This window comes from Frigoribacterium endophyticum, from assembly GCF_011759585.1.
In the GTDB taxonomy this organism is placed as follows: domain Bacteria; phylum Actinomycetota; class Actinomycetes; order Actinomycetales; family Microbacteriaceae; genus Frigoribacterium; species Frigoribacterium endophyticum.
On record NZ_JAAOYV010000002.1, the window covers coordinates 222355 to 246702 of the forward strand.

At 72.9% G+C, this 24348-nt stretch carries 29 protein-coding genes, 2 tRNA genes and 1 riboswitch; of the genes, 12 read left to right on the forward strand and 19 right to left on the reverse strand.

Annotated features, from left to right (window positions below; genetic code table 11):
* Nucleotides 1-25: 25 nt before the first annotated feature.
* Nucleotides 26-514 (forward strand): Dps family protein, encoded by a 489-nt coding sequence (locus FHR77_RS08370; RefSeq protein WP_056056459.1) that lies wholly within the window; start codon nt 26-28, stop codon nt 512-514.
* Between the two features lie 72 nt (nt 515-586).
* Here FHR77_RS08370 and FHR77_RS08375 read toward each other — a convergent pair whose 3' ends face one another.
* From FHR77_RS08375 to FHR77_RS08395, 5 genes are read right to left on the reverse strand one after another with little or no spacing between them, the layout of a single operon-like run.
* Nucleotides 587-2086 (reverse strand): amidohydrolase, encoded by a 1500-nt coding sequence (locus FHR77_RS08375; RefSeq protein ID WP_167259674.1) that lies wholly within the window; start codon nt 2084-2086, stop codon nt 587-589.
* The gene (locus FHR77_RS08380; protein WP_167259675.1) at nt 2083-2700 is read right to left on the reverse strand and encodes an FMN-binding negative transcriptional regulator; all 618 of its coding nucleotides are present in this window, start codon (nt 2698-2700) and stop codon (nt 2083-2085) included. The genes FHR77_RS08375 and FHR77_RS08380 overlap by 4 nt, the downstream gene beginning before the upstream one ends.
* Before the next feature lie 13 nt (nt 2701-2713).
* The gene (locus FHR77_RS08385) at nt 2714-3688 is read right to left on the reverse strand and encodes an Fpg/Nei family DNA glycosylase (protein ID WP_167259676.1); all 975 of its coding nucleotides are present in this window, start codon (nt 3686-3688) and stop codon (nt 2714-2716) included.
* Between the two features lie 9 nt (nt 3689-3697).
* Entirely contained in the window at nt 3698-4183 is a 486-nt protein-coding gene (locus FHR77_RS08390; RefSeq protein WP_167259677.1) for a ribose-5-phosphate isomerase, read from the reverse strand.
* Nucleotides 4184-4204: 21 nt separating this feature from the next.
* On the reverse strand, nt 4205-4831 hold the full coding sequence (locus FHR77_RS08395; protein ID WP_056056464.1) for a mycothiol-dependent nitroreductase Rv2466c family protein: 627 nt from the start codon (nt 4829-4831) through the stop codon (nt 4205-4207).
* A 133-nt stretch (nt 4832-4964) separates the two neighbouring features.
* Between FHR77_RS08395 and pepN the strand changes: the two genes are divergently transcribed.
* From pepN to FHR77_RS08410, 3 genes are all read left to right on the forward strand, one after another.
* Entirely contained in the window at nt 4965-7505 is a 2541-nt protein-coding gene (gene pepN / locus FHR77_RS08400) for an aminopeptidase N (RefSeq protein ID WP_167259678.1), read from the forward strand.
* Nucleotides 7506-7625: 120 nt separating this feature from the next.
* Nucleotides 7626-8636: a mechanosensitive ion channel family protein gene (locus FHR77_RS08405; RefSeq protein ID WP_243861629.1), complete on the forward strand. Its 1011-nt coding sequence runs from the start codon at nt 7626-7628 to the stop codon at nt 8634-8636.
* Nucleotides 8633-9172, forward strand: coding sequence for a globin (locus FHR77_RS08410; RefSeq protein ID WP_167259679.1), 540 nt, complete (start codon nt 8633-8635; stop codon nt 9170-9172). Before FHR77_RS08405 ends, FHR77_RS08410 begins: the two co-directional genes overlap by 4 nt.
* Nucleotides 9173-9254: 82 nt before the next feature.
* Here FHR77_RS08410 and FHR77_RS08415 read toward each other — a convergent pair whose 3' ends face one another.
* Entirely contained in the window at nt 9255-9926 is a 672-nt protein-coding gene (locus FHR77_RS08415; RefSeq protein WP_167259680.1) for a DUF8185 domain-containing protein, read from the reverse strand.
* Between the two features lie 21 nt (nt 9927-9947).
* On the opposite strand from FHR77_RS08415, the gene FHR77_RS08420 reads away from it, so the two are divergent.
* Nucleotides 9948-10838 (forward strand): acyl-CoA thioesterase, encoded by an 891-nt coding sequence (locus FHR77_RS08420; protein ID WP_208380758.1) that lies wholly within the window; start codon nt 9948-9950, stop codon nt 10836-10838.
* Between the two features lie 59 nt (nt 10839-10897).
* Here FHR77_RS08420 and FHR77_RS08425 read toward each other — a convergent pair whose 3' ends face one another.
* The 6 genes from FHR77_RS08425 to msrA all read right to left on the reverse strand — a co-directional run bounded on the left by FHR77_RS08425 (nt 10898) and on the right by msrA (nt 15245).
* Nucleotides 10898-11371 (reverse strand): acyl-CoA thioesterase, encoded by a 474-nt coding sequence (locus FHR77_RS08425; RefSeq protein WP_056056469.1) that lies wholly within the window; start codon nt 11369-11371, stop codon nt 10898-10900.
* A 1-nt stretch (nt 11372) separates the two neighbouring features.
* Nucleotides 11373-13058 (reverse strand): energy-dependent translational throttle protein EttA, encoded by a 1686-nt coding sequence (gene ettA / locus FHR77_RS08430; protein WP_056056470.1) that lies wholly within the window; start codon nt 13056-13058, stop codon nt 11373-11375.
* Between the two features lie 100 nt (nt 13059-13158).
* Nucleotides 13159-13623 carry a DUF6993 domain-containing protein gene (locus FHR77_RS08435; protein WP_167259681.1) on the reverse strand — a complete coding sequence of 155 codons (465 nt, stop codon included), beginning with the start codon at nt 13621-13623 and terminating at the stop codon, nt 13159-13161.
* A 110-nt stretch (nt 13624-13733) separates the two neighbouring features.
* Nucleotides 13734-14324 (reverse strand): single-stranded DNA-binding protein, encoded by a 591-nt coding sequence (locus FHR77_RS08440; protein WP_167259682.1) that lies wholly within the window; start codon nt 14322-14324, stop codon nt 13734-13736.
* Between the two features lie 113 nt (nt 14325-14437).
* A complete protein-coding gene (locus FHR77_RS08445) occupies nt 14438-14668 on the reverse strand; it encodes a hypothetical protein (RefSeq protein ID WP_056056473.1) in 231 nt (76 codons plus the stop codon).
* 49 nt (nt 14669-14717) lie between these two features.
* Nucleotides 14718-15245: a peptide-methionine (S)-S-oxide reductase MsrA gene (gene msrA / locus FHR77_RS08450; RefSeq protein WP_167259683.1), complete on the reverse strand. Its 528-nt coding sequence runs from the start codon at nt 15243-15245 to the stop codon at nt 14718-14720.
* A 96-nt stretch (nt 15246-15341) separates the two neighbouring features.
* On the opposite strand from msrA, the gene FHR77_RS08455 reads away from it, so the two are divergent.
* From FHR77_RS08455 to FHR77_RS08465, 3 genes are all read left to right on the forward strand, one after another.
* Entirely contained in the window at nt 15342-16361 is a 1020-nt protein-coding gene (locus FHR77_RS08455) for an aldo/keto reductase (protein ID WP_167259684.1), read from the forward strand.
* Nucleotides 16362-16546: 185 nt separating this feature from the next.
* On the forward strand, nt 16547-16837 hold the full coding sequence (locus tag FHR77_RS08460; RefSeq protein ID WP_082514516.1) for a hypothetical protein: 291 nt from the start codon (nt 16547-16549) through the stop codon (nt 16835-16837).
* A gap of 60 nt (nt 16838-16897) precedes the next feature.
* A complete protein-coding gene (locus tag FHR77_RS08465; RefSeq protein ID WP_167259685.1) occupies nt 16898-17764 on the forward strand; it encodes a hypothetical protein in 867 nt (288 codons plus the stop codon).
* Nucleotides 17765-17977: 213 nt separating this feature from the next.
* On the opposite strand, the gene FHR77_RS08470 is transcribed toward FHR77_RS08465, so the two are convergent.
* The 3 genes from FHR77_RS08470 to FHR77_RS08480 form a co-directional block, all read right to left on the reverse strand.
* A tRNA-Arg gene (locus FHR77_RS08470) sits at nt 17978-18050 on the reverse strand.
* Nucleotides 18051-18075: 25 nt separating this feature from the next.
* Complete coding sequence (locus FHR77_RS08475) at nt 18076-18336, reverse strand: thioredoxin family protein (protein WP_167259686.1); 261 nt, start codon at nt 18334-18336, stop codon at nt 18076-18078.
* Between the two features lie 65 nt (nt 18337-18401).
* Nucleotides 18402-18698, reverse strand: coding sequence for an oligoribonuclease (locus tag FHR77_RS08480; protein ID WP_167259687.1), 297 nt, complete (start codon nt 18696-18698; stop codon nt 18402-18404).
* A 104-nt stretch (nt 18699-18802) separates the two neighbouring features.
* Between FHR77_RS08480 and orn the strand changes: the two genes are divergently transcribed.
* The 4 genes from orn (at nt 18803) to FHR77_RS08500 (ending at nt 20597) form a co-directional block, all read left to right on the forward strand.
* Nucleotides 18803-19423: an oligoribonuclease gene (gene orn, locus FHR77_RS08485; RefSeq protein WP_167259688.1), complete on the forward strand. Its 621-nt coding sequence runs from the start codon at nt 18803-18805 to the stop codon at nt 19421-19423.
* Between the two features lie 40 nt (nt 19424-19463).
* Nucleotides 19464-19536, forward strand: a tRNA-His gene (locus FHR77_RS08490).
* A 373-nt stretch (nt 19537-19909) separates the two neighbouring features.
* A complete protein-coding gene (locus FHR77_RS08495) occupies nt 19910-20185 on the forward strand; it encodes a hypothetical protein (protein WP_167259689.1) in 276 nt (91 codons plus the stop codon).
* A gap of 94 nt (nt 20186-20279) precedes the next feature.
* Nucleotides 20280-20597: a metallopeptidase family protein gene (locus FHR77_RS08500; RefSeq protein WP_167261230.1), complete on the forward strand. Its 318-nt coding sequence runs from the start codon at nt 20280-20282 to the stop codon at nt 20595-20597.
* A gap of 57 nt (nt 20598-20654) precedes the next feature.
* Here the strand turns inward: FHR77_RS08500 and FHR77_RS08505 are convergent, their stop codons facing one another.
* The 4 genes from FHR77_RS08505 to FHR77_RS08520 all read right to left on the reverse strand — a co-directional run bounded on the left by FHR77_RS08505 (nt 20655) and on the right by FHR77_RS08520 (nt 24210).
* Complete coding sequence (locus FHR77_RS08505; protein ID WP_243861631.1) at nt 20655-21272, reverse strand: nucleoside/nucleotide kinase family protein; 618 nt, start codon at nt 21270-21272, stop codon at nt 20655-20657.
* Complete coding sequence (locus FHR77_RS08510) at nt 21265-22059, reverse strand: CbiQ family ECF transporter T component (protein WP_167259690.1); 795 nt, start codon at nt 22057-22059, stop codon at nt 21265-21267. Before FHR77_RS08510 ends, FHR77_RS08505 begins: the two co-directional genes overlap by 8 nt.
* Nucleotides 22056-23534: an ATP-binding cassette domain-containing protein gene (locus FHR77_RS08515; protein ID WP_167259691.1), complete on the reverse strand. Its 1479-nt coding sequence runs from the start codon at nt 23532-23534 to the stop codon at nt 22056-22058. Before FHR77_RS08515 ends, FHR77_RS08510 begins: the two co-directional genes overlap by 4 nt.
* Before the next feature lie 19 nt (nt 23535-23553).
* Nucleotides 23554-24210: an ECF transporter S component gene (locus FHR77_RS08520; protein ID WP_167259692.1), complete on the reverse strand. Its 657-nt coding sequence runs from the start codon at nt 24208-24210 to the stop codon at nt 23554-23556.
* Nucleotides 24202-24312, reverse strand: a riboswitch (TPP riboswitch). It overlaps the preceding gene by 9 nt.
* Nucleotides 24313-24348: the final 36 nt, after the last annotated feature.

Genomic DNA, 24348 nt, shown 5'->3' on the forward strand with positions numbered 1-24348 from the left:
CCCATCGTCTAGGAAAGGACTCGTCATGACCGATCTCCGCATCACCGTTCCCCAGGGCTCCGTCGACCCGGACGTCGCCGCCGGCGTCGCCCAGTTCCTCAGCCCGATCGTCACCGACCTGACCGCCCTCTCCGTCAACGGCAAGCAGGCGCACTGGCACGTCCGGGGCATCGCCTTCGTCGCCGTGCACGAGCTCATCGACGTCGTCGTCGACCACGCCCGCGAGTGGGCCGACCTGGCCGCCGAGCGCGTCGTCGCCCTCGGCCTCCCCGTCGACGCGCGCATCGAGACCGTCGCCGCCAAGACCTCGATCCCCACGACGTCGCCCGGCTTCAACCAGATCGACCGCACGATCGCCGAGCTGGTCGCCCAGATCGACGCCGCCCTGGTCGGCGTCCGCACCGCCATCGACGAGCTCGGCGAGCTCGACGCCTCCAGCCAGGACGTCGCGATCGAGATCTCGCGCGGCCTCGAGAAGGACCGCTGGTTCCTCGCGGCGCACGTCGCCGGCTGAGCCGACGTCGGCTGACCCCGGCACCTGCCTGACGAGAGGCCGCCGCCCCCACCGGGGCGGCGGCCTCCGTCGTCAGGGCGTGCGGTGCGTGAACCGGCCGCCGACGAGGGTCGCGGCGACCGGGAACCCCCGGAGGTCGTCGGCCGCGAGCGGGTCGGCCTCCGTGACGACGAGGTCGGCGACACGGCCCGCACGGACGAGCCCCTGCCCGTCGACCGAGGCGAGCAGCGCCGCCCGCGCCCCGATCCGCTGCTCGGGGTGCCAGGCGGCACGGCCGTCGCGCGACCGCGAGACGGCGGCCGCCATCGTGACCCACGGGTCGAGCGGAGCCACCGGGGCGTCCGACCCGAGGCGCAGCTCGACCCCGGCCGCGACGAGCGACGCCAGCGCGAAGGCACGGTCGGTGCGGCCAGCCCAGAGGGCGTCGGCGACGTCGCGGTCGTCCATCGCGTGCTCGGGCTGCACGCTGGCGACGACGCCGAGGCCGGCGAACCGCGCGACGTCGGACGCGTCCAGCAGCTGCGCGTGCTCGACGCTGCCGCGGCAGCCCACGGCCTCGAACGCGTCGAGGGCCCGCTCGTTCGCCCGGTCGCCGATCGCGTGCACGGCCGGCACGAGGCCCGCCGAGGAGGCGCGGCGCATCCACGCGACGAGGTCGCCCTGGTCGTAGCTCGCGACCCCGCTCGCGCCCGGACCGCTCAGCCCCGGGTACGGGTCGTGGCACCACGCGGTGCGCGTGTTGAGCGACCCGTCGGTGATGATCTTCGCCGGCCCCACCGTGACGAGCCCCCGGGTGCCCGGCACCACGTCGCCCGTGCGGAGCCCCCGCTCGACGGCCGCCTCGAGGTCGTGGGGGTAGACGCCGCAGCGCACCCGCAGCTGGTCGACGCCGCCCCGGACGCGACGGGCCCAGCGGTCGAGCGAGAACGACATCTCGAGGTCGACGACGCCGACGACGCCCCGCGCGGCCGCGGCGGCGACGGCGTCGCCCACCCAGCCGTCGAGGACGGCGTCGCTGACCGCGCTGACGGCGGTTGACACGGCGAACGCGTCCTGCTCGCGCAGCAGGCCCGTCTCGTGGCCGGCGTGCCCGTGGGCGGCCAGCGCGGCGCTGTCGAGCCAGGCCGCATGCAGGTCGGCGCTGACCAGCACGACCGGCACGTCGCCGCTGACGGCGTCGAGGAGCGCCCGGTGCGGCTGGTCGGGCCAGAGCGCGTCACGGAAGCCGTAGCCGACCAGGGGCTCCCCGGGCGCGGGCGGCGCCTCGCGGAGGCGCGCCCCGACGAGGGCCGCGGCCTCCGCGGCGCTGGTCGCCCCGCCGACGTCGAGGCGGCGGCGCACGAGCGACCACTGGTCGAGGTGCGCGTGGGAGTCCCAGAGGCCGGGGCCGAGCCACCGGCCCTCGAGGTCGACGACCTCGGCGCCGCCGGGCGGCGCGAGCTCGCCCCGGGGCGCGAGCTCGACGACGACCCCGCCGTCGAGGAGGGCGTCGACGGGAGCGGAGCCGTCGGCGCCGACGACGCGGGCGTTCGTCAAGAAGACGGCCCGCGCCTCCTCGGGCTCGGGGCTCATCGGGGGTGCACCCGGCGCATCTCGGCCGCGAGCGCCGGCTGCGCGTAGTGCTCGCCGTGCTCGAGCTCGGCGACGATGCGGTCGACGACCTCGGGCGGCTTGTTCTGGCTGAGCTTCAGGCGGGCGTCGAACCGGGTCACGCGGAGTCGGACGCCCACCGTGCCGCGGGCGACCCGGCGCGCCCCCTCCTCGTCGAGCTGCAGGGAGCTGGGCTCGGGCATCACGCGCTCGAAGTGGTCGACGAGCTCGCCGAGCACCCGGAAGTTCTCGTCGTCGGAGAGGATCTCGGGGGTGGCCCACAGGTGGGCGGTGACGTGGTTCCAGGTCGGGATGATCTGCTCCGCCGGGTACCAGCCGGGCGAGACGTAGCCGTGCGGGCCCTGGACGATGACCATCACCTCGCCCTGGCCCAGCTCGAGGCTGCGCTCGTCGGGGCGGCCGACGTGGCTGACGAGCGAGAGCGACCCGTCGTCGGTCTCCTCGAGGACGACCGGGTAGTGCGACGCGACCAGGCCCTCCGCCGTGTGGGCCACGATCGTCGCCCAGGGGTTCTCGCGCACGAGGCGCGCGACCTCGGCGACGTCGGACAGCACGAAATGCGGGGTGTGCCTCATGCGACCGAGCCTGTCAGACCTGGTCGACCGGGCACCAGTAGAGCTTGCGCCCCGCGGCCATCTCCATCACGACGTTCGTGCCGCAGACCCGGCAGGGCAGCCCCTCGCGGTGGTAGACCCAGTGGCGGTCGGCCCGGCTGCGCAGCGCCTTCGCGTGCTGCGCCTTCGTCAGGCCGTCCATCGTCATCATCTGGCCCAGCTCGACGCCGCTCTTCAGCAGCTTCGTCCAGTCCTTGTAGAGCGCCTTGAGGACGTCCTCCGGCACCTGGTTGCCGGGGGTGTGCGGGTCGAGACGGGCGCGGAAGAGCAGCTCGGCCCGGTAGATGTTGCCGATGCCGCTCACGACGCTCTGGTCCATCAGCAGCAGGCCGATCGGCGTGCGCTTCTTCCGCACCGTCGTGACGAACCGGTCGCTGCCCTTCTTCGGGGAGTCGACCAGCGGGTCGGGGCCGAGCTTCGCGACGGCGGCGTCGACGCCCTCGTCGTCGAGCACCTCGCACTTGGTCGGCCCTCGCAGGTCGCCGACCGCGGTCTCGCTCAGCAAGCGCACGCGCACCTGACCGACGGGCTCGGGCGGGAACGACTCGATGTCGTCCTCCGCCTTCTCCTGCTCGGCCATGCGCACGCGGCTGCGCCGGGGCGCTCCGATGCTCGCCATGGAGTGCTCGCCGTCGTCGTCGGGGGCGTTCTCGGCCCTGCGCGTGACGGAGCGACGCGTGCGCGACTCCGCCATGGAGGCGCCGGTCGCGATGTCGCCCGCGAAGTCCCAGGCACCGTAGAGGCCGAGGTGCACGTGCAGCCAGAGCCCGTTGTCGAACTCGAGGAACATCTGCTTGCCGACCGCCTTGGCGTCGACCATCGTCGCGCCGTCGAGCTGCCCGGCCCCCTCGGCGAAGCGGCCCTGGGGCGAGCTCACCGCGACGCGGTGGCCGACGAAGGTCTGGGCGAACTGGTTGGCGATGCGGTGGACGGAGTGGCCCTCGGGCACGCGTCGCCCCTAGTCGACCGGGTGGCCGGCGATGGCCCCGGTCGTCTCGTACTCCGCGAGCTGGGCGATGCGGCGTACGTGCCGCTCGTCGTGCGTGAACGGCTCGGCCACGAAGGCGTCGATGAAGGCCAGGGCCTCGGCCTCGGTGTGCTGGCGCGCACCGATGGCGATGACGTTGGCGTCGTTGTGCTGACGCGCCAGCTTCGCCGTGGAGTCGTTCCAGACCAGCGCGGCCCGGACGCCCTCGACCTTGTTCGCGGCGATCTGCTCGCCGTTGCCCGACCCGCCGAAGACGACGCCGAGGGCCTCGTGCCCCGCCCGCTGGTCGCGGACGACGGCGCGGGCCGCGGCGATGCAGAACGAGGGGTAGTCGTCGAGGGGCTCGTAGCTCGTCGGCCCGTGGTCGGTGACGTCGTGGCCGGCCCGGCTCAGGTGCTCGATGACCGTGGTGCTGAACTCGAGACCGGCGTGATCGGTCGCGACGTGGATGCGCATGACCTCGATCCTAGGACGGCGTCAGTCGAAGATCGGACCGACGGTGCGGGTCCGCTTGATCTCGAAGAAGCCGGGGTACGAGGCCGCCGCGACGACGCCGTCCCACAAGGTGAGCGCGACCTCGCCCTTCGGGGCGGGCGAGATGACCGGGCCGAAGAACGCCGTGCCGTTCACCGCGATGACGGGCGTGCCGACGTCCTGCCCGACGCGGCCGATGCCGTCGAAGTGGCTGGCGCGCATCTGCTCGTCGAACTCGTCGGTGTCGGCGTGCCGGGCGAGGTCGGCGGGGAGGCCCACCTCGGCGAGCGCCGCGGGGATGACGACGTCGGCGTCGGTCTCGCCGCCCGGGTGGATGCGCGTGCCGAGCGCGTCGTAGAGGGGCTTGACCACCTGCTGGCCGTGGAGCTCGCCCGCCGCCGTCACGAGGCGCGTGTAGCGGAGCATCCGGGCGAACATCGAGCGGTACTCGTCGCTCACGTCGGCGTCCTCGTTCAGCACCGCGAGGCTCATGACGTGGAAGGTGACGTCGAGGTCGCGGTGCGCGGCGACCTCGTCGACCCAGCGGCTCGTCATCCAGGCCCAGGGGCAGGACGGGTCGAACCAGAAGTCGACGGTGGTGTGGGGGGCGGGGGCGACGGTGTCGGTCATGCGCCCAGTCAACACCTGTGCCGGAGGGCGCACCTCCGGGGCCGGCGGCGCCCGCCGGGCCGCGGGCCCCAGGTCTAGGCTCGTCGGCGGACCACGAGTCCGCCATGGACACCTGAAGACGGATGGAGCAAGCGTGCCCGGAGAGAACCTGACCCGAGTCGAGGCGCAGGAGCGCAGGAGCGTCGTCGACGTTCAGTCGTACGAGATCGAGCTCGACCTCACGCGGGGTGCCGAGGTCTTCGGCAGCTCGACGACCGTGCGCTTCACCGCGACGCCCGGTGCCTCGACCTTCATCGACGCGCTGACGCGCACCGTGCACTCGGTCACGCTCAACGGCGCGGCGCTCGACGTGGCCGCGGTGAACGACGGCGTGCGGATCCAGCTCTCCGACCTCACAGCCGAGAACGAGCTCGTCGTCGTCGCCGACGCCGAGTACACGAACACGGGCGAGGGCCTGCACCGCTTCGTCGACCCCGTCGACGGCGAGGTCTACCTGTACTCGCAGTTCGAGGTGCCCGACAGCCGCCGCGTCTTCGCGGTGTTCGAGCAGCCCGACCTCAAGGCGACGTTCCAGTTCACCGTCACCGCGCCGGCCCGCTGGGAGGTCGTGAGCAACCAGCCGACCCCCGAGCCCGCCGTCGACGGTGACGTCGCCACCTGGGCCTTCTCCCCCACCCCGGTGCTCTCGAGCTACATCACCGCCGTCATCGCGGGCCCCTACGACGTCGTGCGCAGCGAGCTCACCAGCTCCGACGGCCGGACCATCCCGCTCGGCATCTTCACGCGCCGGTCGCTGACCGAGCACCTCGACGCGGACTACATCTTCGAGAAGACGCGACAGGGCTTCGCCTACTACGAGGAGAAGTTCCGGTACGCCTACCCGTTCGAGAAGTACGACCAGCTCTTCGTGCCGGAGTTCAACGCCGGCGCGATGGAGAACGCGGGCGCCGTGACGTTCGTCGAGACCTACGTCTTCCGCAGCAAGGTGACCGACGCCATCAAGGAGCGCCGGGTCGTCACGATCCTGCACGAGCTCGCCCACATGTGGTTCGGCGACCTCGTCACGATGAAGTGGTGGAACGACCTCTGGCTGAACGAGTCGTTCGCCGAGTGGGCCTCCACGATCTCGACGGCCGAGGCCACCGAGTGGACCGAGGCCTGGACGACCTTCCAGGCGATGGAGAAGAGCTGGGCCTACCGCCAGGACCAGCTCCCGTCCACGCACCCCGTCGTCGCGACCATCAACGACCTCGAGGACGTCCAGGTCAACTTCGACGGCATCACCTACGCCAAGGGCGGCTCGGTGCTGAAGCAGCTCGTCGCCTGGGTCGGCATCGACGCGTTCTACGCCGGCGTCGCCGCGTACTTCCAGAAGCACCACCACTCGAACACCGAGCTGAGCGACCTGCTCGTCGAGCTCGAGGCCACCTCGGGCCGCGAGCTCACCAGCTGGAGCGAGAAGTGGCTCGAGACGGCGGGCGTCAACACCCTCCGCCCCGAGATCGAGACCGACGCCGACGGCGTCGTCACGGCGTTCGCCGTCCTGCAGGAGGCGCCCGCCGACTACCCGACGATCCGCCCGCACCGTCTGGCGATCGGCCTCTACGACCTCGACGGCGACGCCCTCGTGCGTCGGCACCGGGTCGAGATCGACGTCGACGGCACCCGCACCGAGGTCCCCGAGCTCGTCGGCCAGCACCGCGGAGCGCTGGTGCTCGTGAACGACGACGACCTGGCCTACGCCAAGATCCGCCTCGACGAGGCCTCGCTGGCCACCGCCCTGGAGCACCTGGCGCAGATCAGCGACCCGCTGGCCCGTGCCCTCGTCTGGGGCTCCGTCTGGGACGCCACGCGCGACGCCGAGACCGCGCCGCGGGACTACGTGCGCCTCGTGCTCGACAACATCGCGACCGAGACCGAGTCGACGACGATCCGCACGACGCTGGCCCAGCTGGCGCAGACGGCGCGGGCGTACGTCGACCCCTCGACCCGCGCCTCCACCGTCACGGAGGTCGGCGACGGCCTCTGGGCGCTGGCGCAGCGGGCCGAGGCCGGCTCGGACGCGCAGTTCCAGTTCGTCAAGGCGTTCGCCGGCATCGCGTCGACGCCGGAGCACGCGGCGACGCTGCAGGGCCTCACGGACGGCTCCGTGGCGCTCGACGGCCTCACCGTCGACACCGACCTGCGCTGGGAGCTGCTCGAGGGCCTCGTGCTCGTCGGCGCCGCGGGCACGGCCGAGATCGACGCCGCGCTCGAGGCCGACAACACGGCCAACGGCGCCCAGGCAGCCGCTCGTGCCCGGGCGACCATCCCCACCACGGAGGGCAAGCTGGCCGCGTTCAGGTCGATCGTCGAGAGCTCGGAGCAGCCGAACGCCATCGTGCGCGCGACCGCCCAGGGCTTCGTCCACACGAACGACCCCGCGATCCTGCAGCCGCTCGTCGAGCCGTACTTCGCCGCCCTGACGACGATCTGGGAGTCGCGGAGCTACCACATCGCCGACACGCTGGTCTCCGGGCTCTACCCGTCGCCCCTGGCCGACCAGGCCCTGGTCGACAGCAGCCGTGCGTGGCTCGAGGCGAACCCGGGCGTGCCGGCCCTGCGCCGCATCGTGAGCGAGAGCGTCTCCGGCGTCGAGCGTGCCCTGCGCGCCCAGGCGGCCGACGCCTCCTAGCCGCACCGGTCGCTCGCGGCCACCCGACGGACGGCGGACCCTGCTCACACGGTCCGCCGTCCGTGCGTCCAGGCCGCACTCGGCCGACGTCGGACGGGCGTGCTTAGATCGTCGGCGATGATGCAGACTCTCCTCCTCGCCGCGGCCACCGCTCCCGACGCTCCCGTCGACTTCGACTGGGACGCCTTCTGGGCGATGTGGGGCGTGCCGATCCGCATCGCCGCCATCCTGCTGATCGCCGTGCTGCTGCGGATCGTGCTGCACTTCGCGATCCGACGCGTGGTCGACCAGGTCGTCTCGGGCATCAAGCGCAAGCAGAACGTCGACGACACGCAGGCGCTCGTCGCCTCGCCCCTCGCGGCGGTGCGGGTGGTGCAGCGCACGCGCACCCTCGGCAGCGTGCTGAACAACGTCGTGACCGTCGTCATCTCGGCGGTCGCCCTGGTGCTCGTGCTCGGCGAGCTCGACTTCGACGTCGTGGCGATCGTCGGCGCGGCGAGCGTCGTCGGCGCCGGCCTCGCGTTCGGCGCCCAGAACATCGTGAAGGACCTGCTGAACGGCATCTTCATGGTCGCGGAGGACCAGCTCGGGGTCGGCGACGTCGTCGACGTCGGCCCGGCCGTGGGCGTGGTCGAGGCCGTGGGCATCCGCGTCACCCAGGTGCGCGACGTGAACGGAGTGCTCTGGTTCGTCCGCAACGGCGAGATCCTGCGGGTCGGCAACATGTCGCAGGGGTGGAGCCGCGTCGTCGTCGACCTCGCCGTCCCCTACGACGCCGACGTCGACGCCGTGCAGGACGCCATGCTCGCGAGCGCGAACGAGCTGGCGGCGACCCCGAAGTGGAAGCGCTCGGTGATCGACCTGCCCGAGGTGTGGGGCATCCAGTCGATCTCCGACGAGCACGTCGTCATCCGCATCGTCGTCAAGACGCGCTCGGCCGACCGCGACACCGTCGACCGCGAGCTGCGCGCGCGGCTCAAGGCGGCCACCGACGCGATGGGCATCACGCTCCCGTCGCTGACCAGCGTCGTCCTCACCGGCTTCGACAGCGCCTCCTCGGTGCAGGGCTCCAAGCCGCCGCACACCGTCCCGACGCCGCACCAGCCGACTCCCCGGGGGCGTCGGCGATGAGCGGCGGCATCCCCCTCACACCTCGGTCCGCCGGTGACGGTGCGGCGCAGGAGGCCGGCGGCCCGGCGCAGCCCCGCGACCAGGCTCAGCCCCCCGGCCCGGCACAGCCGGTCACGCTGCGCCGCGGGCTCGGCGACGACGCCGCGCAGGGCGTCTTCTGGGAGCAGATCGGCGGGCGGGCCACCTTCGAGCGGCTCGTGCGCCACTTCTACGAGGGCGTCCGCACCGACGAGCTGCTCTGGCCGATGTACCCGGAGCACGACCTCGAGGGCGCGATCCAGCGCCTCACCGGCTTCCTCGAGCAGTACTGGGGCGGCCCGACGACGTACAGCGACGAACGCGGCCATCCCCGGCTGCGGATGCGGCACATGCCGTTCACGATCACGCCGGAGGCGCGTGACCGGTGGCTGCACCACATGCGCGCCGCGGTCGACGAGCTGCAGCTCCCGCCCCTCCACGACGCGACACTGTGGGCGTACCTCGACCGGGCCGCCCACGCCATGGTGAACGCGATGCCCGCGCCGGGCGACCGCTGACGACTGACGTCCGACCGACCGGACCTGCGCCGGCCCCGGCGCCGATGCCGTGCTCCGCCCGCGGCTGCGGGTGAGGGTGCGGCTAGAGCAGGCCGCCGCGGCGCTTGACGAGCACGTGGCCTCGGCTCGTCGTGACGCGGGTCCACGGGCCGGTCTCGAGCACGGATACGGGCTCGTCGTCGCCGAGGAAGCCCAGGCTGAGCGCGGCGAAGGCCGCAGCGGCGGGCAGGTGCTCCGCGCCGGGGACGGGGCGCGACCACACCTCCGAGCGCACGCGGGTGACGATCTGTTCGCCCGTCTCCGACCCGAGGGCCGTCGCGACCTCGTCGATGCCGGCCGTCGCGGTCTCGCGCAGCTGCGTCTCGTCGGCGGGCTCCAGCCGGCTCCACCCGCCGCGCGGCGGCGAGATGGCCGCCCAGGTGACCGTGTTCACCTCGACGGGGAGCGTCGCCGTCACCGCGGCCGTGGGGTCGACGACGTCGTTCTGGAGTCGCACGAGGCGCTCGGTCAGCGACCGCACCGGCACCACCGCGTCGAAGCTCGGCCGGTCGACGAGCTGGAAGGTGCGCAGCCCCAGCACGGTCGGGCTCTGGTCGAGCAGCCCCGAGGGGTAGAAGACCGCGACGTACACGGCGAGCACGCCGTCGCCGGCGATCAGCCGGACCGAGCCGTCCTCCACGCGGGCGGCGCGCCCCAGGAAGGTCGCGAGGTCGCTCAGGGACAGGGAGTCTGGGAGGGTGAATGTACGGCTCATCGGCCCCCTAAACTACATCGGATGACCGCCTCTCCCCTGCAGAGCCTCCTCTCGACCCTCGACCTCGCGCCGGCCGGCTCGGTCGACGGCCAGGACGTCTTCACGGGCACGTCGCAGCCCGAGCCCCTGGGTCGGGTCTTCGGCGGTCAGGTCATGGCCCAGTCGCTCGTGGCCGCCCAGCGCACCATCGGGCCGGAGCGCCCCGTGCACTCGCTGCACGCGTACTTCCTGCGCCCGGGCGACCTCACGATCCCCATCACGTTCTCGGTCGACCGCATCCACGACGGTCGGTCGTTCGCGACCCGGCGCACCCAGGCGAGCCAGGACGGCGTGCCCATCCTGTCGATGATCGCGTCGTTCCAGACCCCCGACGACGGCCTCGACCACCAGGTCGACATGCCGGAGGGGCTGCCGGGCCCCGACGACGTGCCCAGCGACTCCGAGCTGCTCTCCGTCGTCGACCACCCCATCGCCCAGGCCTGGGCGAACGACCGCCCCTTCGACATGCGGCACGTGCCCTCGCCGGTCTACTTCCGTGTCGACGGCGCCCGGGTGGCGCACCAGGCCGTGTGGCTGCGCGCCACGGCGCCGATGCCCGACGACGCCGACCTGCACCGCGCGGCCCTGCTGTACGCGAGCGACTACTCCATCCTCGAGTCGATCTACCGGCGCCACGGCGTCGCCATGGTCACGCCGGGCCTCAAGGCCGCGAGCCTCGACCACGCGATGTGGTGGCACCGCGAGGCGCGCGTCGACGAGTGGCTGCTCTACGTGCAGGAGTCGCCGAACGCGATCGGCGGCCGGGGGCTCGCCCTGGGCCGCATCTACGACCGTGCCGGGCGGCTCGTCGCGAGCGTCGCCCAGGAGGGCATGGTCCGCGTGCCCCGCCGTCAGGTGGCGCCGGAGGCCTGACCTCCGGGTCGGGAAGGCGTCAGGGCTCAGCGCCCCCGGGGATCTGTGCCCGCCAGGGATCAGCGTCGCCGGAAGCTGAGGGGCTCCTCCAGGTACGGCGACCAGGCCTCCCGCTCGACGTCGGAGATGCGCCTCGGCCGGTTCGTCGCCGAGTCGACGAGCACGATGGTGGTCGCCGCGCGCGTGAAGAGCTGAGCCGGCTCGACGCCGACGGGCGACCAGACCTCGTAGCAGACCTCGAGGCTGGCGCCCCCGAGCCGGCCGACCCAGAGCTGGACGTCGAGCGGCGCCCGCAGGTACGGGATCGGCACGAGGTACTCGAGCTCCTGGCGGGCGATGAGCGTCATCGTCGCCGCGTCGGGCCGGCCGTCGAGCACGGCGGCGCTCGACAGCTCGTCGATGGTGCCGTCGGGAGACCAGAACGCGTCGATGCGCGCCTCCTCCAGGAGGCGCAGCATCGACGCGTTGTTCACGTGCCGGTACCCGTCGAGGTCGCTCCACCGGACCCGGGTCGGCACGTGCAGGCGGGTCATCTCAGTCGCGCGTCAGCTTGCGGTACGTGGCGGAGCTGGGCTTCGCCGCGTCGGCGCCGAGACGCTCGATCTTGTTCTCCTCGTACGACTCGAAGTTGCCCTCGAACCAGTACCAGTTGGGGGTGCCGTCGTCGTTCAGGCCCTCCCACGCGAGTATGTGCGTGGCGATCCGGTCGAGGAACCACCGGTCGTGGGTGATGACCACGGCGCAGCCGGGGAACTCGAGCAGGGCGTTCTCGAGGCTGCCGAGCGTCTCGACGTCGAGGTCGTTGGTGGGCTCGTCGAGCAGCAGCAGGTTGCCGCCCTGCTTGAGGGTCAGCGCCAGGTTGAGGCGGTTGCGCTCACCGCCGGAGAGGACGCCGGCCTTCTTCTGCTGGTCGGGCCCCTTGAAGCCGAACTGCGAGACGTAGGCCCGCGAGGGGATCTCCGTCTTGCCGACCTGGATGTAGTCGTGCCCCTCGGAGACGACCTCCCAGAGGTTCTTGTTCGGGTCGATGCCGCCACGGCTCTGGTCGACGTACGAGATGTCGACGGTCTCGCCGACGCGCAGGTCGCCGCCGTCGAGCGGCTCGAGGCCGACGATCGTCTTGAACAGGGTCGTCTTGCCGACGCCGTTGGGGCCGATGACGCCGACGATGCCGTTGCGGGGCAGCGTGAAGGTGAGGTCGTCGATCAGCACGCGCTCGCCGAACTGCTTGTGCAGCTTCTTCGCGTCGATGACCTGCGAGCCGAGGCGCGGCCCCACGGGGATCACGATCTCCTCGAAGTCGAGGACCCTCGTGCGCTCGGCCTCGCTCGCCATCTCCTCGTAGCGGGCGAGGCGGGCCTTGGACTTCGCCTGGCGGCCCTTGGCGTTGCTGCGCACCCACTCGAGCTCGGAGGCGAGGCGCTTGGCCAGCTTGGCGTCCTTCTTGCCCTGGACCTGGAGGCGCTCGCCCTTCTTCTCGAGGTACGTCGAGTAGTTGCCCTCGTAGGGGTAGAGGCGACCGCGGTCGACCTCGGCGATCCACTCGGCGACGTGGTCGAGGAAGTACCGGTCGTGGGTCACGGCGAGCACGGCGCCGGGGTACTTGCTGAGGTGCTGCTCGAGCCAGAGCACGCTCTCGGCGTCGAGGTGGTTGGTGGGCTCGTCGAGGAGCAGCAGGTCGGGCTTCTGCAGCAGGAGCTTGCAGAGGGCGACGCGGCGCTTCTCACCGCCGGAGAGGTTCGCGACCTCGGCGTCGCCCGGGGGCGTGCGGAGGGCCGACATCGCCTGCTCGAGCTGGGAGTCGAGATCCCACGCGTCGGCGGCGTCGATGTCCTCCTGGAGGGAGCCCATCTCGGCGAGCAGGGCGTCGAAGTCGGCGTCGGGCTCGGCCATCGCGGCCGAGACCTCGTTGAACCGGTCGAGCTTCTGCTTGATCGGGCCGACGCCCTCCTGCACGTTCTCGAGCACCGTCTTGGTCTCGTCGAGCTCGGGCTCCTGCATGAGGATGCCGACGGTGTAGCCGGGCGAGAGCTTCGCCTCGCCGTTGCTGGGGGTGTCGAGCCCCGCCATGATCTTGAGGATCGTCGACTTGCCGGCTCCGTTGGGGCCGACGACGCCGATCTTGGCGCCGGGGATGAAGGACATCGTGACGTCGTCGAGGATCAGCTTGTCGCCGACCGCCTTGCGGGCACGGACCATCGAGTAAATGTATTCGGCCATGGTGTCCAGTCTACGGGTCGCGCCGTGGGGCGCCGGGGGCGGGATGGGAGGAGTTCGAGGGTCGGCCCCGTCGGGGGCCGGAGGGCGGAGGCGCGGGTCGTCACCAGTCGATGGCGCGCGTGGTGCCCACGAGGCAGCTGCCGTTGCCGAGCACCGGGGCGAGCTGGCTGCTGTAGCCCGCGCCGCTCGTCTGGCCGATGAGGCAGTCGCTGCCCCAGAGCACGGAGAACTGCACGGAGTCGGCGGCCCGGCCGATGGACGTGGAGTCGGAGGTGACCTCCATCGCCGCCTTGTCGAAGCCGGCCGCCACGAGGGTGTCGACCATCGCGCGGCCGTCCTTCGGGCCACCGGCGTCGACGTGCCCGCGAGCCACGAGGTCGAAGTACGCGTAGGCCTCGTCACTCGTCGAGTCGGGGGTGATCGTCGGGTCGGCGGAGGGCTCGGCGGACGCGGCGGGCGATGTCGTCGGCGCGGGGGCCGGCGCCTCCGTGGTGCAGCCGGTGAGGGCCGCCGCCAGGAGGGCCACGGCAGCCAGTCGGAGGGCGACGGGTCGCGATCGGCTCACGGAGCACCTTTCTGGCCGGTGACCCGGGCCGGGTCGGACTCGACCGATCGTAGCGGTCGCCGGTGGCGCGGGCCCCCGGCGGCACGGTTCGGCGTCGCCCGCGGCCCGCGCTAGAACGGAGGCTCGCCGCCGCCCTCAGCCGGGTCCGACGTGCTCGCACCCGCTCCGACCCCGGCCGGGACGAGGGGCTCGCCCTCGCCGTCGGCGTCCCCGCCGGCCGACGACTCGTCGGGGCGCGGGGCGGCGGCGGACGCCCAGCCGGGGGCCGCGGTGCCCCCGGCGACCGCCTCGGGGTCGGCAGGGGCCGGCGCGTCGCCCGCCGCGCCTCCCGCGGGCGTCGCGGAGGCGAGGGCCCTGCTCCAGGAGGACCGGCCCCAGCGCAGGTCGTGGCCGACCGCGTCGGCGTCGACCTCGACGGTCGTGCCCGACCTGTCGCTCGTCTCCCAGGGGCGGATGCGGAGGCGGCCCGTGACGACGAGCCGCTCGCCTTTGTGCACGGAGGCGCCCACGTTGGCGGCGAGCGCCCGGAAGGCCGTGACGGTGTACCAGTTCGTGTCGCCGTCGACCCAGGCGTCACGCGCCCGGTCGAAGCGGCGCTGCGTGCACGCGAGGCGGAAGCTCGTGATGTCGAGCCCGGCCTCGGTCGTGACGAGGCGGGGGTCGGTGGCGACGATGCCGGTGAGGGTGATGGTGTCTGTCATGCCGGGAGTCTCGCGAGGGCGGGCGGCCCCTCGGCCGGGCCCGCGCCTCCCTGGGGACGACGCGGGCCCGGGCCGCCCCGGGGAGGGACGGCCGGCGAGGGCTCCCCCGACGGCTAGTGCTCGCGGAACTCCGGGTACTCGGCCCCGGGCCCGAGCGCGGCGAACAGCGCGCTCTTCGCGACGGCGAGCGTGGGGTACTCCCCGCTGAACTCGTCGCGGCCGGCGAGGCGCACGGTGAAGCCGTGGCTCGTGCGGTGGACGGAGCCGACGGCTCCGGCGGGCCCGAGGGCCAGCCAGGACTGCCCGGTCAGCTCGACCCGGTCGGTGGTCATGTGGTCGCTCATCGTCGAGCACCCTTCTCTCGGTGGCGCCCCGCACGGCGTGCAGGGCGGGTCAGGTGGCCAGGGCGTACCGGGCGTAGGCGCGGCGGACGGCGATGACCTTCGGCCGCGCCACCGCCACGCAGTACCCCTGGCCGGGGTTCTTCTCCGCGAAGTCCTGGTGCTCCTCCTCGGCGGGCCAGAAGCGGCCGAGCGGCTCGACGGTCGTGACGACCCCGCCGCCCCAGGTCGCGTCGGCCCGCTCGCGGGCGCGCTCGAACAGCTCGCGCTGGGCCTCGTCGGCCGCGAACGTCGCCGACCGGTACTGCGACCCGACGTCGGCGCCCTGGCGGTCGAGCTGACGAGGGTCGTGCACCGTGTAGAACACGTCGAGCACGACGTCGGCCGGCAGCACGGCGGGGTCGAAGGCGACGCGCACGGACTCCGCGTGCCCCGTCGAGCCCGTGACGACCTCGTCGTACGTGGGGTCGGGCGACGAGCCGCCCGTGTAGCCGGAGACGACCTCCGTGACCCCGTCCAGCGCGCGGTACACCGCGTCGAGGCACCAGAAGCAGCCACCGGCCAGGACGAACGTCGTCATGGGGCGCACGGTACTCCGCCGACCCGCGATCGACCAGGGGGCGCCGTCCCCCGATCGCTCGGGCCCGCGGGCGGGGCCCGGCCCTAGGGTGAGGTCATGAGATCTCCCTTCACCCCCTACGTCGCCGACGACGAGCGGTACTCGAAGCTGGACTACGTCCGCACCGGTCGCAGCGGGCTCAAGCTGCCCCGCATCTCGCTCGGGCTCTGGAACAACTTCGGCACCGACCGTGCCCTCGAGACGCAGCGCGACATCGTCCTCCGCGCGTTCGACCGCGGCGTCACCCACTTCGACCTGGCCAACAACTACGGCCCGCCCTACGGCTCGGCCGAGGAGCAGTTCGGGCGCATCGTGGCCGCGAACCTCGGGCCCTACCGCGACGAGCTCGTCGTCTCGTCGAAGGCGGGCTACGACATGCGCCCCGGCCCCTACGGCGACGGCGGATCGCGCAAGTACCTGCTGAACTCGCTCGAGGCCAGCCTGGAGCGCACGGGCCTCGACTACGTCGACGTCTTCTACTCGCACCGCCCCGACCCCGAGACGCCGATCGAGGAGACGATGGGGGCCCTCGCGACCGCCGTGCACCAGGGCAAGGCGCTCTACGCCGGCATCTCGAACTACGGCCCGGAGCAGACGCAGGCGGCGATCGACGCCCTGGCCGACGAGGGCGTGCCCCTGCTGATCCACCAGCCGCGCTACAACATGTTCGACCGGAAGCCCGAGCAGGGGCTCTTCGAGACCCTGCTCGACAACGGCGTGGGCTCGATCGTGTTCTCGCCGCTCGCCGGCGGCCTCCTCACGAACCGCTACCTCTCGGGCAAGGCGCCGGCCGGGTCGCGGGCGGCCGAGGGCCGCTGGTTCACCGAGGACGCCCTGAGCGAGACCTACCTCGAGCGCGTCCGGGGCCTGAACGACATCGCGGAGGCGCGGGGCCAGTCGCTCGCCCAGCTCGCGCTGACCTGGGTGCTCCGTCAGCCCGCCGTCACGAGCGCCCTGATCGGTGCGTCGTCGGTCGCCCAGCTCGACGACAGCCTCGACGCGCTGCACGGGGCCGAGCTGACCGACGACGAGATCGCGGCCATCGAGCCGTTCGCCGTCGACGGCACGGGTCGCTGACGGAGCGGACGCGGGCCTGACGGGCTCGTCGTCGGAGGAGGGGCGGGCCCGGTCGGGTCCGCCCCTCCTGCCGTCTCCGGCGCCGTCGTCGGGCTCCCGCCTCCGGGTCGAGGCGATGTCGGTGGCAGCTCGTAGCGTCAGCCGTGTTCTCGACAGCATCGGCCGGATGACCTCAGGAGCACCTCATGACCAGCACCTCCGCGACCACCCTCCTCACGCCCCCGGCGACGCGTCCGGCGACGCAGCACCTCCCGCTCGCCGAGACCCGCGGGGGCCTGCGCCTCGTCCAGGTGCGCGACGACCTCTCCCGCGTCACGACGGCCTCGGGCGAGGTGCTCGGCTACGTCGAGAGGCACGACGACCCGCAGGGCGACCGGTGGCGGGCGAAGAGGTTCCTGGCCCGTCAGCGGCGCTTCGTCGAGATCGGCGACTTCTGGAGCCGCAGCGACGCGACCGACTGCTTCCGGTTCGCCTGAGCCGCGGCTCGCCCGCGACCGGGCCCCGGCAACCTTCGACCTCGGCTGTAGAGTTCGCGCATGCAGTGGTGGAACAGTCTCGTCCGGTGGGTCCAGAGCGACGACGGGTGGCGCGTCGTCTCCGAGGCGGTGGTGCCGTTCGTGGCGATCCTCGTCGCCGGCGCCGTCGCCGCCCTGATCGGGAGGGCCGCCCTGAAGCGCGTCGTCCGCCTGCACGACGACGAGGCCAAGGCCTCGGCGATCGCGGGCATCGTCGCGGCGTCGCGCAAGGCAGCGACGTGGAGCTCGCTCGGGGCTGAGGAGCGCACCTTCACCGACCACCTCGCCCAGGAGGCGGAGGTGCGTCTGCGCCTCCTGCCCGTGACCGGCTCAGGCCTGGCCGCCTCGTGGGCCGAGCACCAGCTCGGCGAGATCAAGCGTGACTCCGCCAGCTACAGCCACCAGCCCGAGCAGTCGCTGGCGGAGTTCCGCGACCGCCTGCTCGACTGGCAGAGCCGCCCGTCGCGGGCCAAGAAGCTCTTCAGGGCGGACCTGGAGCGGTGGCGCTACGAGGACGCCGAGCAGGCGACCGAGGCCGAGCAGCGTCAGCGCGACTGGAAGGCCGAGCGCGACGCGCAGAAGGCGGCACCGGCCTCGGGCTCAGGCGCCTCTGCCCCCGCCCGCCGCGCGGACGAGCCCGTCGAGGTCACGCCGTTCGTGCCGGAGCGACGGACGCCGACGGCGCCCACGCCGCTGACCGACGAGCACGCTGCCTTCCGACCCACGTCGCCGGCCCGTCACGAGCCCGTCCGGCCCCGGGAGTCGGCCCCCACGGAGGCGATGCCCGCTCAGCGCGACTCGTCCGACGAGGGAGACGACGACACCGACCGCTACGGCGACCCGGTCAGCGCCGCGCAGGTCCGCGACCGGACGACGCCCGACGCGTAGCGGGTGCCCTCGGCAGGGCGACGACCAACGGTGCCCTCGGCAGGGATCGAACCTGCGACCGGGAGATGAGAAGCACCACGAAGAGCCTGTCGCGGTGCCCTCGGCAGGGCAACTCGTCACGGTGCCCTCGGCAGGGATCGAACCTGCGACCAAGAGATGAGAAGCACCACGAAGAGCCTGTCGCGGTGCCCTCGGCAGGGCAACTCGTCACGGTGCCCTCGGCAGGGATCGAACCTGCGACCAAGAGATTAGAAGGCTCCTGCTCTATCCGCTGAGCTACGAGGGCGTGGGCCCCACGATACCGTGCCCGCTCAGACGGCCAGGGCGAGCGCGCCGAGCAGCTGGTCGAGCCGCGGCACCCCCGCGGCACGGAACACCTCGGTGCCGGCCCGGTCGAGCACCACGATCGTCGGGGTGCTGCGGACGTCGCGGGCCTCCGCCTCGTCGGGCCGTGCGACGACGTCGGCCTCGTCCACCTCGAGCAGCGGCACCAGGGCCGACGCCTCGGCCACGACGGCGCGGGCCGCGTGGCAGGGGCCGCAGAACGCGGACGTGTACAGCTCGACCTTCATGCCCCCGTACAACGAGGAGGCGCGGGGAGATGTTCCCCGCGCCTCCTCGTCCGACCGCCGTGGCGTCAGAAGGTGCCGAACTCGTCGGTGCGGTCGCCACGGTTCTCGAGGGAGTCGACCGGGTCGCTGTCGGCCTCGTCGAGCTTGTAGTGCACCTGCAGCTGCTCGCCGTTCATCTTCGCCTCGCGCACCTTGTACACGAAGCCGGTCTCGATGCCCTCGACGAGCACGTAGTCGACGATCTCGTCCTCGTAGGAGCCGTCGAAGCTGGTGCGGGTGTCGGTGCTGCCGTCGCTCGGGCCGCCCTCGAAGAAGACGACGTACTCGGATCCCTCGGCCACGGTGGGCTTGCTGTCTGTCATGCCACCCTTCTACCAGGAGGCGCGGACCGAGCGCCCAGGTAGGTCGCGCCTCCGGGGCGGCGCCCGAGCCCGAGCGTGTCGGCCCCCGACGCTAGAGTGGCGGCATGGCTTCCACGAACGACCGGCTGGTCTGGATCGACTGCGAGATGACCGGGCTCGACATCGCGGTCGACGAGCTGGTCGAGGTGGCCGTCGTCGTCACCGACTTCGACCTCACGCCCGTGCACCCCGGCTTCACGATCGTGATCAAGCCCGACCAGTCGGCGCTCGACAACATGAACGAGTTCGTCACCGACATGCACACCTCGTCGGGCCTGCTCGAGGAGATCCCGGGCGGCGTCAGCCTGGCCGAGGCCGAGTACGAGGTGCTCGAGTACATCCTCAAGTACGTGCCCACCGAGCAGCACGCGCCGCTGGCCGGCAACACGATCGGCACCGACCGCGCCTTCCTCGCCAAGTACATGCCGCGGGTCGACGGTCACCTGCACTACCGCAGCGTCGACGTCTCCTCCATCAAGGAGCTCGCCCGCCGCTGGTTCCCCCGCGTCTACTTCAACGCCCCGCAGAAGCACGGTGGCCACCGGGCCCTCGCCGACATCCTCGAGTCCATCCGCGAACTCGAGTACTACCGCCGTGCCGGCTTCGTCGCCGACCCCGGGCCCACGACGGAGGACGTCCAAGCGATCTCCAAGGCCGTCGTGGACGAATGGGCCTCCCGGCTGTAGTAGAGTCTTCTCGTTGCGATCGCTCCGGCGGCCGCACATGGTGGGTATAGCTCAGCTGGTAGAGCGCCTGGTTGTGGTCTAGGAGGCCGCGGGTTCAAGCCCCGTTACTCACCCAAGTAGGAAGGCCCTGCCCTACGAGGCAGGGCCTTTTTTGGGTTCCGTGCTTGTTTGGTCCCAGATGCGCGTGCGCATCTGGGACGCCAAATGGGAAGGCCCTGCCCTGCGAGGCAGGGCCTTTTTTGGGTTCCGTGCTTGTTTGGTCTCAGATGCGCGAGCGCATCTGAGACGCCAAATGGAAAGGTCCTGCCCTACGAGGCAGGGCCTTTTTTGGGTTCCGTGCTTGTTTCGTCTCATATGCGCGAGCGCATCTGAGACGTCGTCGATGGCTGGGCGGGCGGGTCGGTCACGAAAGGTGCCTGGGCGGACGGGTCGGTCACGGGTGGTGTCCGATGGACGGCATGGGGGCGGGGCCGGTAGGACTGAGGGGTGAGAGACGCGGGGGGTGCCGGGCGCGAGGCGCCGGCGTCGTGGTGGGGGCTCGTCGTGGCGGGCGTCGCCTTCATCGCGCTCGGGGTCGGGTCGTACCTGGCGTACAGCTACTGGGGATGGGACGGGCGCGGCACCGGCATGATCTTCTTCGGGCCGATCCTGGGCATCTCGTTCATCGTGTGGGGCATCGGCAAGGGGGCACGGCAGGCGGTGCACCGGATGCGGCTGGAGCGGGCGGCGACGCACCCACCCGATCCACTGGCAGTCGACTGAGGGCTCAGGCTGGGTGTGGGAGCCTGAGCGGGTGAGCGACGACCGAGCAGCCGGCATCGACCCAGCCGAGGTGAGCGCCGAGCAGTTCGACGACATGGTCGTCGCCGAGCTCGACCTCCTGCCCGACGACATGGTCGACGGCCTCGACAACGTCGTCTTCGTCACCGAGGACCGCCCGGAGGACGGCACGCTCGACCTGCTCGGCCTCTACGACGGCGTCGCCCTCACCGAACGCGGCAGCTACGGCTTCGGCGAACTGCCCGACCGCATCGTCCTCTACCGCGAGCCCCACCTCGCCGCCGTCGACCACGTCGACGATCTGCGCGACGAGATCCACGTCACGCTCGTGCACGAGATCGCCCACTTCTACGGCATCGACGACGACCAGCTGCACCAGCTCGGCTGGGCCTAGCGGCGCCTCCCCGTGCCTCGATCGGGGCCCTGACGCGCTGCGAGGGCCCCGGACGGGTCACCTCGACGACGACGGTGGCGACGACGTGGGCGACGGCACCGGCGTCACGGGCACCCGGACGACCACGTCGGCGAGCGACCGCGGCCGCTCGGCCGCGAGGTGCGCCTCCTCCTGCCCGGCCCAGACCTCCCACCACGGCTCGTAGGCCGCGCCGTCGCGGGCCAGCGCCCGGCGACGCCGCTCCCCCGCGTCGAGCTCCAGCCACACCGACAGGGTCGCCAGCCCCGAGGAGGCGCGGGTCAGCGACCCGGCGCCCTCCACCACCACCGAGACGGCCGGGTCGAGCGTCCGCCGCTCCCCCGGCACGTCGGCGTCCCAGTCCCACGTGGTCCAGCCCGGCTCGCGCCCGACGAGCAGCGACTCCTCCACGACCCGGGAGGCCGCCGCGAGGCCGTGCCAGCCGGGGTAGACGTCGTCGAGGTGCACCAGCTGGACCGGCCCGAGGGCACTGGGCCACGCCGCGATCAGGCGGCGCGCGAGCGTCGTCTTGCCCGAGCCGGAGCGGCCGTCGACGAGCAGCACCACGCGGTCGGTGCCGACCCGCGACTCCTCGGCCCTGCGCAGCAACGCCCCCACGAGGGCGTCGTCGACGGCCGCCGACCACTCCTCAGGCAAGGACGAACTCCCACGTGCCGGCCACGACGGCCGCGGCGACCGCCGCCGCCGCGATGAGCACCCCGATCGCGACGAGCACGAGGTCGCGGCCCGCGAGGCGCGACGGCCGGGCCCAGGTGCGCTCGGCGTCGGAGCCGAAGCCCTTCGCCTCCATCGCCGTCGCCAGCTTGCTGCCGCGGCGCACCGAGAGCACCAGCAGCGAGAACGCCTGCCCGCCGAAGCGGCGCGCCGCGGCGACGGGGCCCCGGCCGTCCGCGACGCCGCGCGCCCGCCGTGCGAGGGCCAGCTGCCGCCAGTCGTCGGCGAACAGCCCGGCGAGCCGGAGGCCGGCGAGGCCGCCGAGCACGAACCGCGCGGGCAGGTGCAGCACCTGCGCCAGGCCGTCGGCCAGGTCGGTCGGGTCGGTCGTCGCGAGCAGGACGATGCCCGGCACGCCCACCGCCAAGATGCGCAGGCCGATGGCGAGGGCCAGCGAGAGCGACCCGTCGGTCACGCTGATCCACCAGACCTGCAGCAGCACGGCCCCCTCGTCGCGGCCGTAGAGGGCCGTGACGAGCACCGACGTCGGCGCGGCGATCCACAGCGGGGCGGTGCGGCGCAGCAGCTGCCGCGCCGAGAGCCCCGCCCACGGCAGCAGCAGCAGCTCGAGCGCGAGGGCGACCCCGGCCGAGACCGCGTCGATCGAGAGCAGCAGCACGAGCGACACGACGAGAGCGGCGAGCAGCTTGGCCACCGGGTTCAGGCGGCCGACGAGCCGGTCGGTCTCGACGGCCGCGAGCAGGCTCACGCGACGGCCTCGCGCCCGACGGGCCGCTCGAGGGCGACGACGTCGTCGGCGAGGGCGGCGACGAACTCCGCGTCGTGCGTCACGGCCACCACCGAGCGCCCCTCCTCGACGAGCTCGGCGAGCAGCGCGACGAGCTCGCGCCAGGTGCGGGCGTCCTGCCCGAAGGTCGGCTCGTCGAGCACGAGGAGGCGCGGCCGCGACGCGAGGACGGTCGCGACCGAGAGCCGCCGCTTCTCGCCGCCCGAGAGCGTGAACGGGTTGGCGCCGGCGAGGTGGTCGAGGCGCAGGCGGGCCAGGAGCTCGTCGACCCGGGAGTCGACCTCCGCGGCCGACTCGCCCAGCGCCTCCGGCCCCACCGCCAGCTCACGGCGGACGGTCGCGGTGAGGAACTGGTGCTCAGGGTCCTGGAAGACCGTGCCGACCCGCGACAGCAGCTGCCGCGAGCGCCACCGGGCGGGCGACGGCCCGGCGCCGGCAGCGAGCAGGTCGGTCGCCCGGAGCGCGCCGTCCGCCGGGGCCAGCAGCCCGGCGAGGGTCAGGGCGAGGGTCGACTTGCCCGCGCCGTTCGGCCCGGTCAGCACGAGCGCGCGCGCGTCGTCGACGACGAGGTCGACGCCGGTCGCCACGGCGGGCCCACGGGCCCCGCGGCGCCCCACGGCGAGGCCCGAGGCCTCGAGCAGGGGCCCGGACGAGGAGGTGCGGTGCCGGACGGGCAGGGCCGGCGCGGCCCCCGGCACCCACACCCCCGCCTCCGTCAGCCGGACGCGCTCGTGCCCGAGCACGTCGTCGGGCCGGCCGTCGGCGAGCACGCCGCCCCCCGCGGCGAGCACGACGACCCGGTCGACGACGGGCAGCCAGACCGAGACGCGGTGCTCGACGACGACGAGGGTCGCACCCGTGGCCTCGACGACGCGGGCCACGGCGTCGCGCACCTCGACGACCCCCTCCGGGTCGAGGTTCGCCGTCGGCTCGTCGAGCAGCACGAGGCCTGGCTGCATCGCGAGGGCCCCGGCGAGCGCGAGGCGCTGCTTCTGCCCGCCGCTCAGCTGGGCGGTCGGCCACGAGCGCGGCAGGTCGAGCCCGACCGCGTCGAGGGCCTCGTCGACCCGACGCCAGGTCTCGTCGCGGGGCACGCCGACGTTCTCGCAGCCGAAGGCGACATCGTCGCCGACGCGGGCGAGCACGACCTGCGAGTCAGGGTCCTGCAGCACGAGGCCCACCCGCCCGCGCTGCTCGGTCGGCGGGCGGCCGTCGACCAGCAGCTCACCGGTCGCGTCGCCCTCCTCGTCGCCGCCCAGCACGCCGGCGAGGCCCGCGAGCAGCGTCGACTTGCCGGCGCCGGAGGCCCCGAGCAGCAGGACGCGCTCCCCGGGCTCGACGACGAGGTCGAGCCCGGAGACGGCCGGTCGCAGCCGGCCGGCGTGGCGCCACCCCCAGCCGCGGGCGTCGACCCGGGCCCCGGAGGCGGTCGTCACGTCGTCGGCAGCGGTCGGCTCAGACGCGGGCCTCGGCCGAGCGGCCCGAGGCGAAGCGGCTGAGGGCGCCGGTGCGGGCGAGGCCCCGCGCCGCGAGCCACGAGAGCAGGCCGGCGAGCAGCACGCCCGAGACGACGGCGCTGACGCCGTAGACGACCTTGTACTCGATCGCTGTGGCGGCGATCGACGAGAACGACGTGTCGAGCAGCGCGACGACGACGCCCGCGCCGGCGCCGGCGAGCAGGGCCACGTGGAGGCGCCAGGTCGTGTACATGAACGCCGCGAGCACCAGCTCGGCCCCGAGGCCCTGCAGCACGCCCCAGATCAGCGTCGAGAAGCCCCACTGCGTGCCGATCAGCATCGAGACGACGGCGGCCATGACCTCGGTGTAGATCGCGGCTCCCGGCTTGCGGATGACGAGCCCGCCGAGCACGCCGGCGAACAGCCAGCCGCCGGCGAGGAGGCCCGAGAGCCCGGGCAGGAACGACAGGGCGCTGTCGAGCGGGGTCCAGGCGAGGCCCCAGGCCCAGAAGACGACGCCGCAGGCGACGCCGATGACGCTCGCGACGACGATGTCGACGACGCGCCAGCGGCGCGACGGCTTCCTCGGCGAGGTGGCGGCAGGACGTTCGTCGCGGCTCGAGGACGACTCGTTCGCGGACACGGAAACAGACATGTTCTCTCCTCCCTGCGCTGGCATGATCCAGATCAGGTTCGACGGTCGAAGCGTGGATCGCTTCCTCTCAGCCCGGATCACCGGACTCCCGTGTGTGTGCCGCCGAGCATAGCCCAGGCGAGGGCGTCTGCTCGTTGC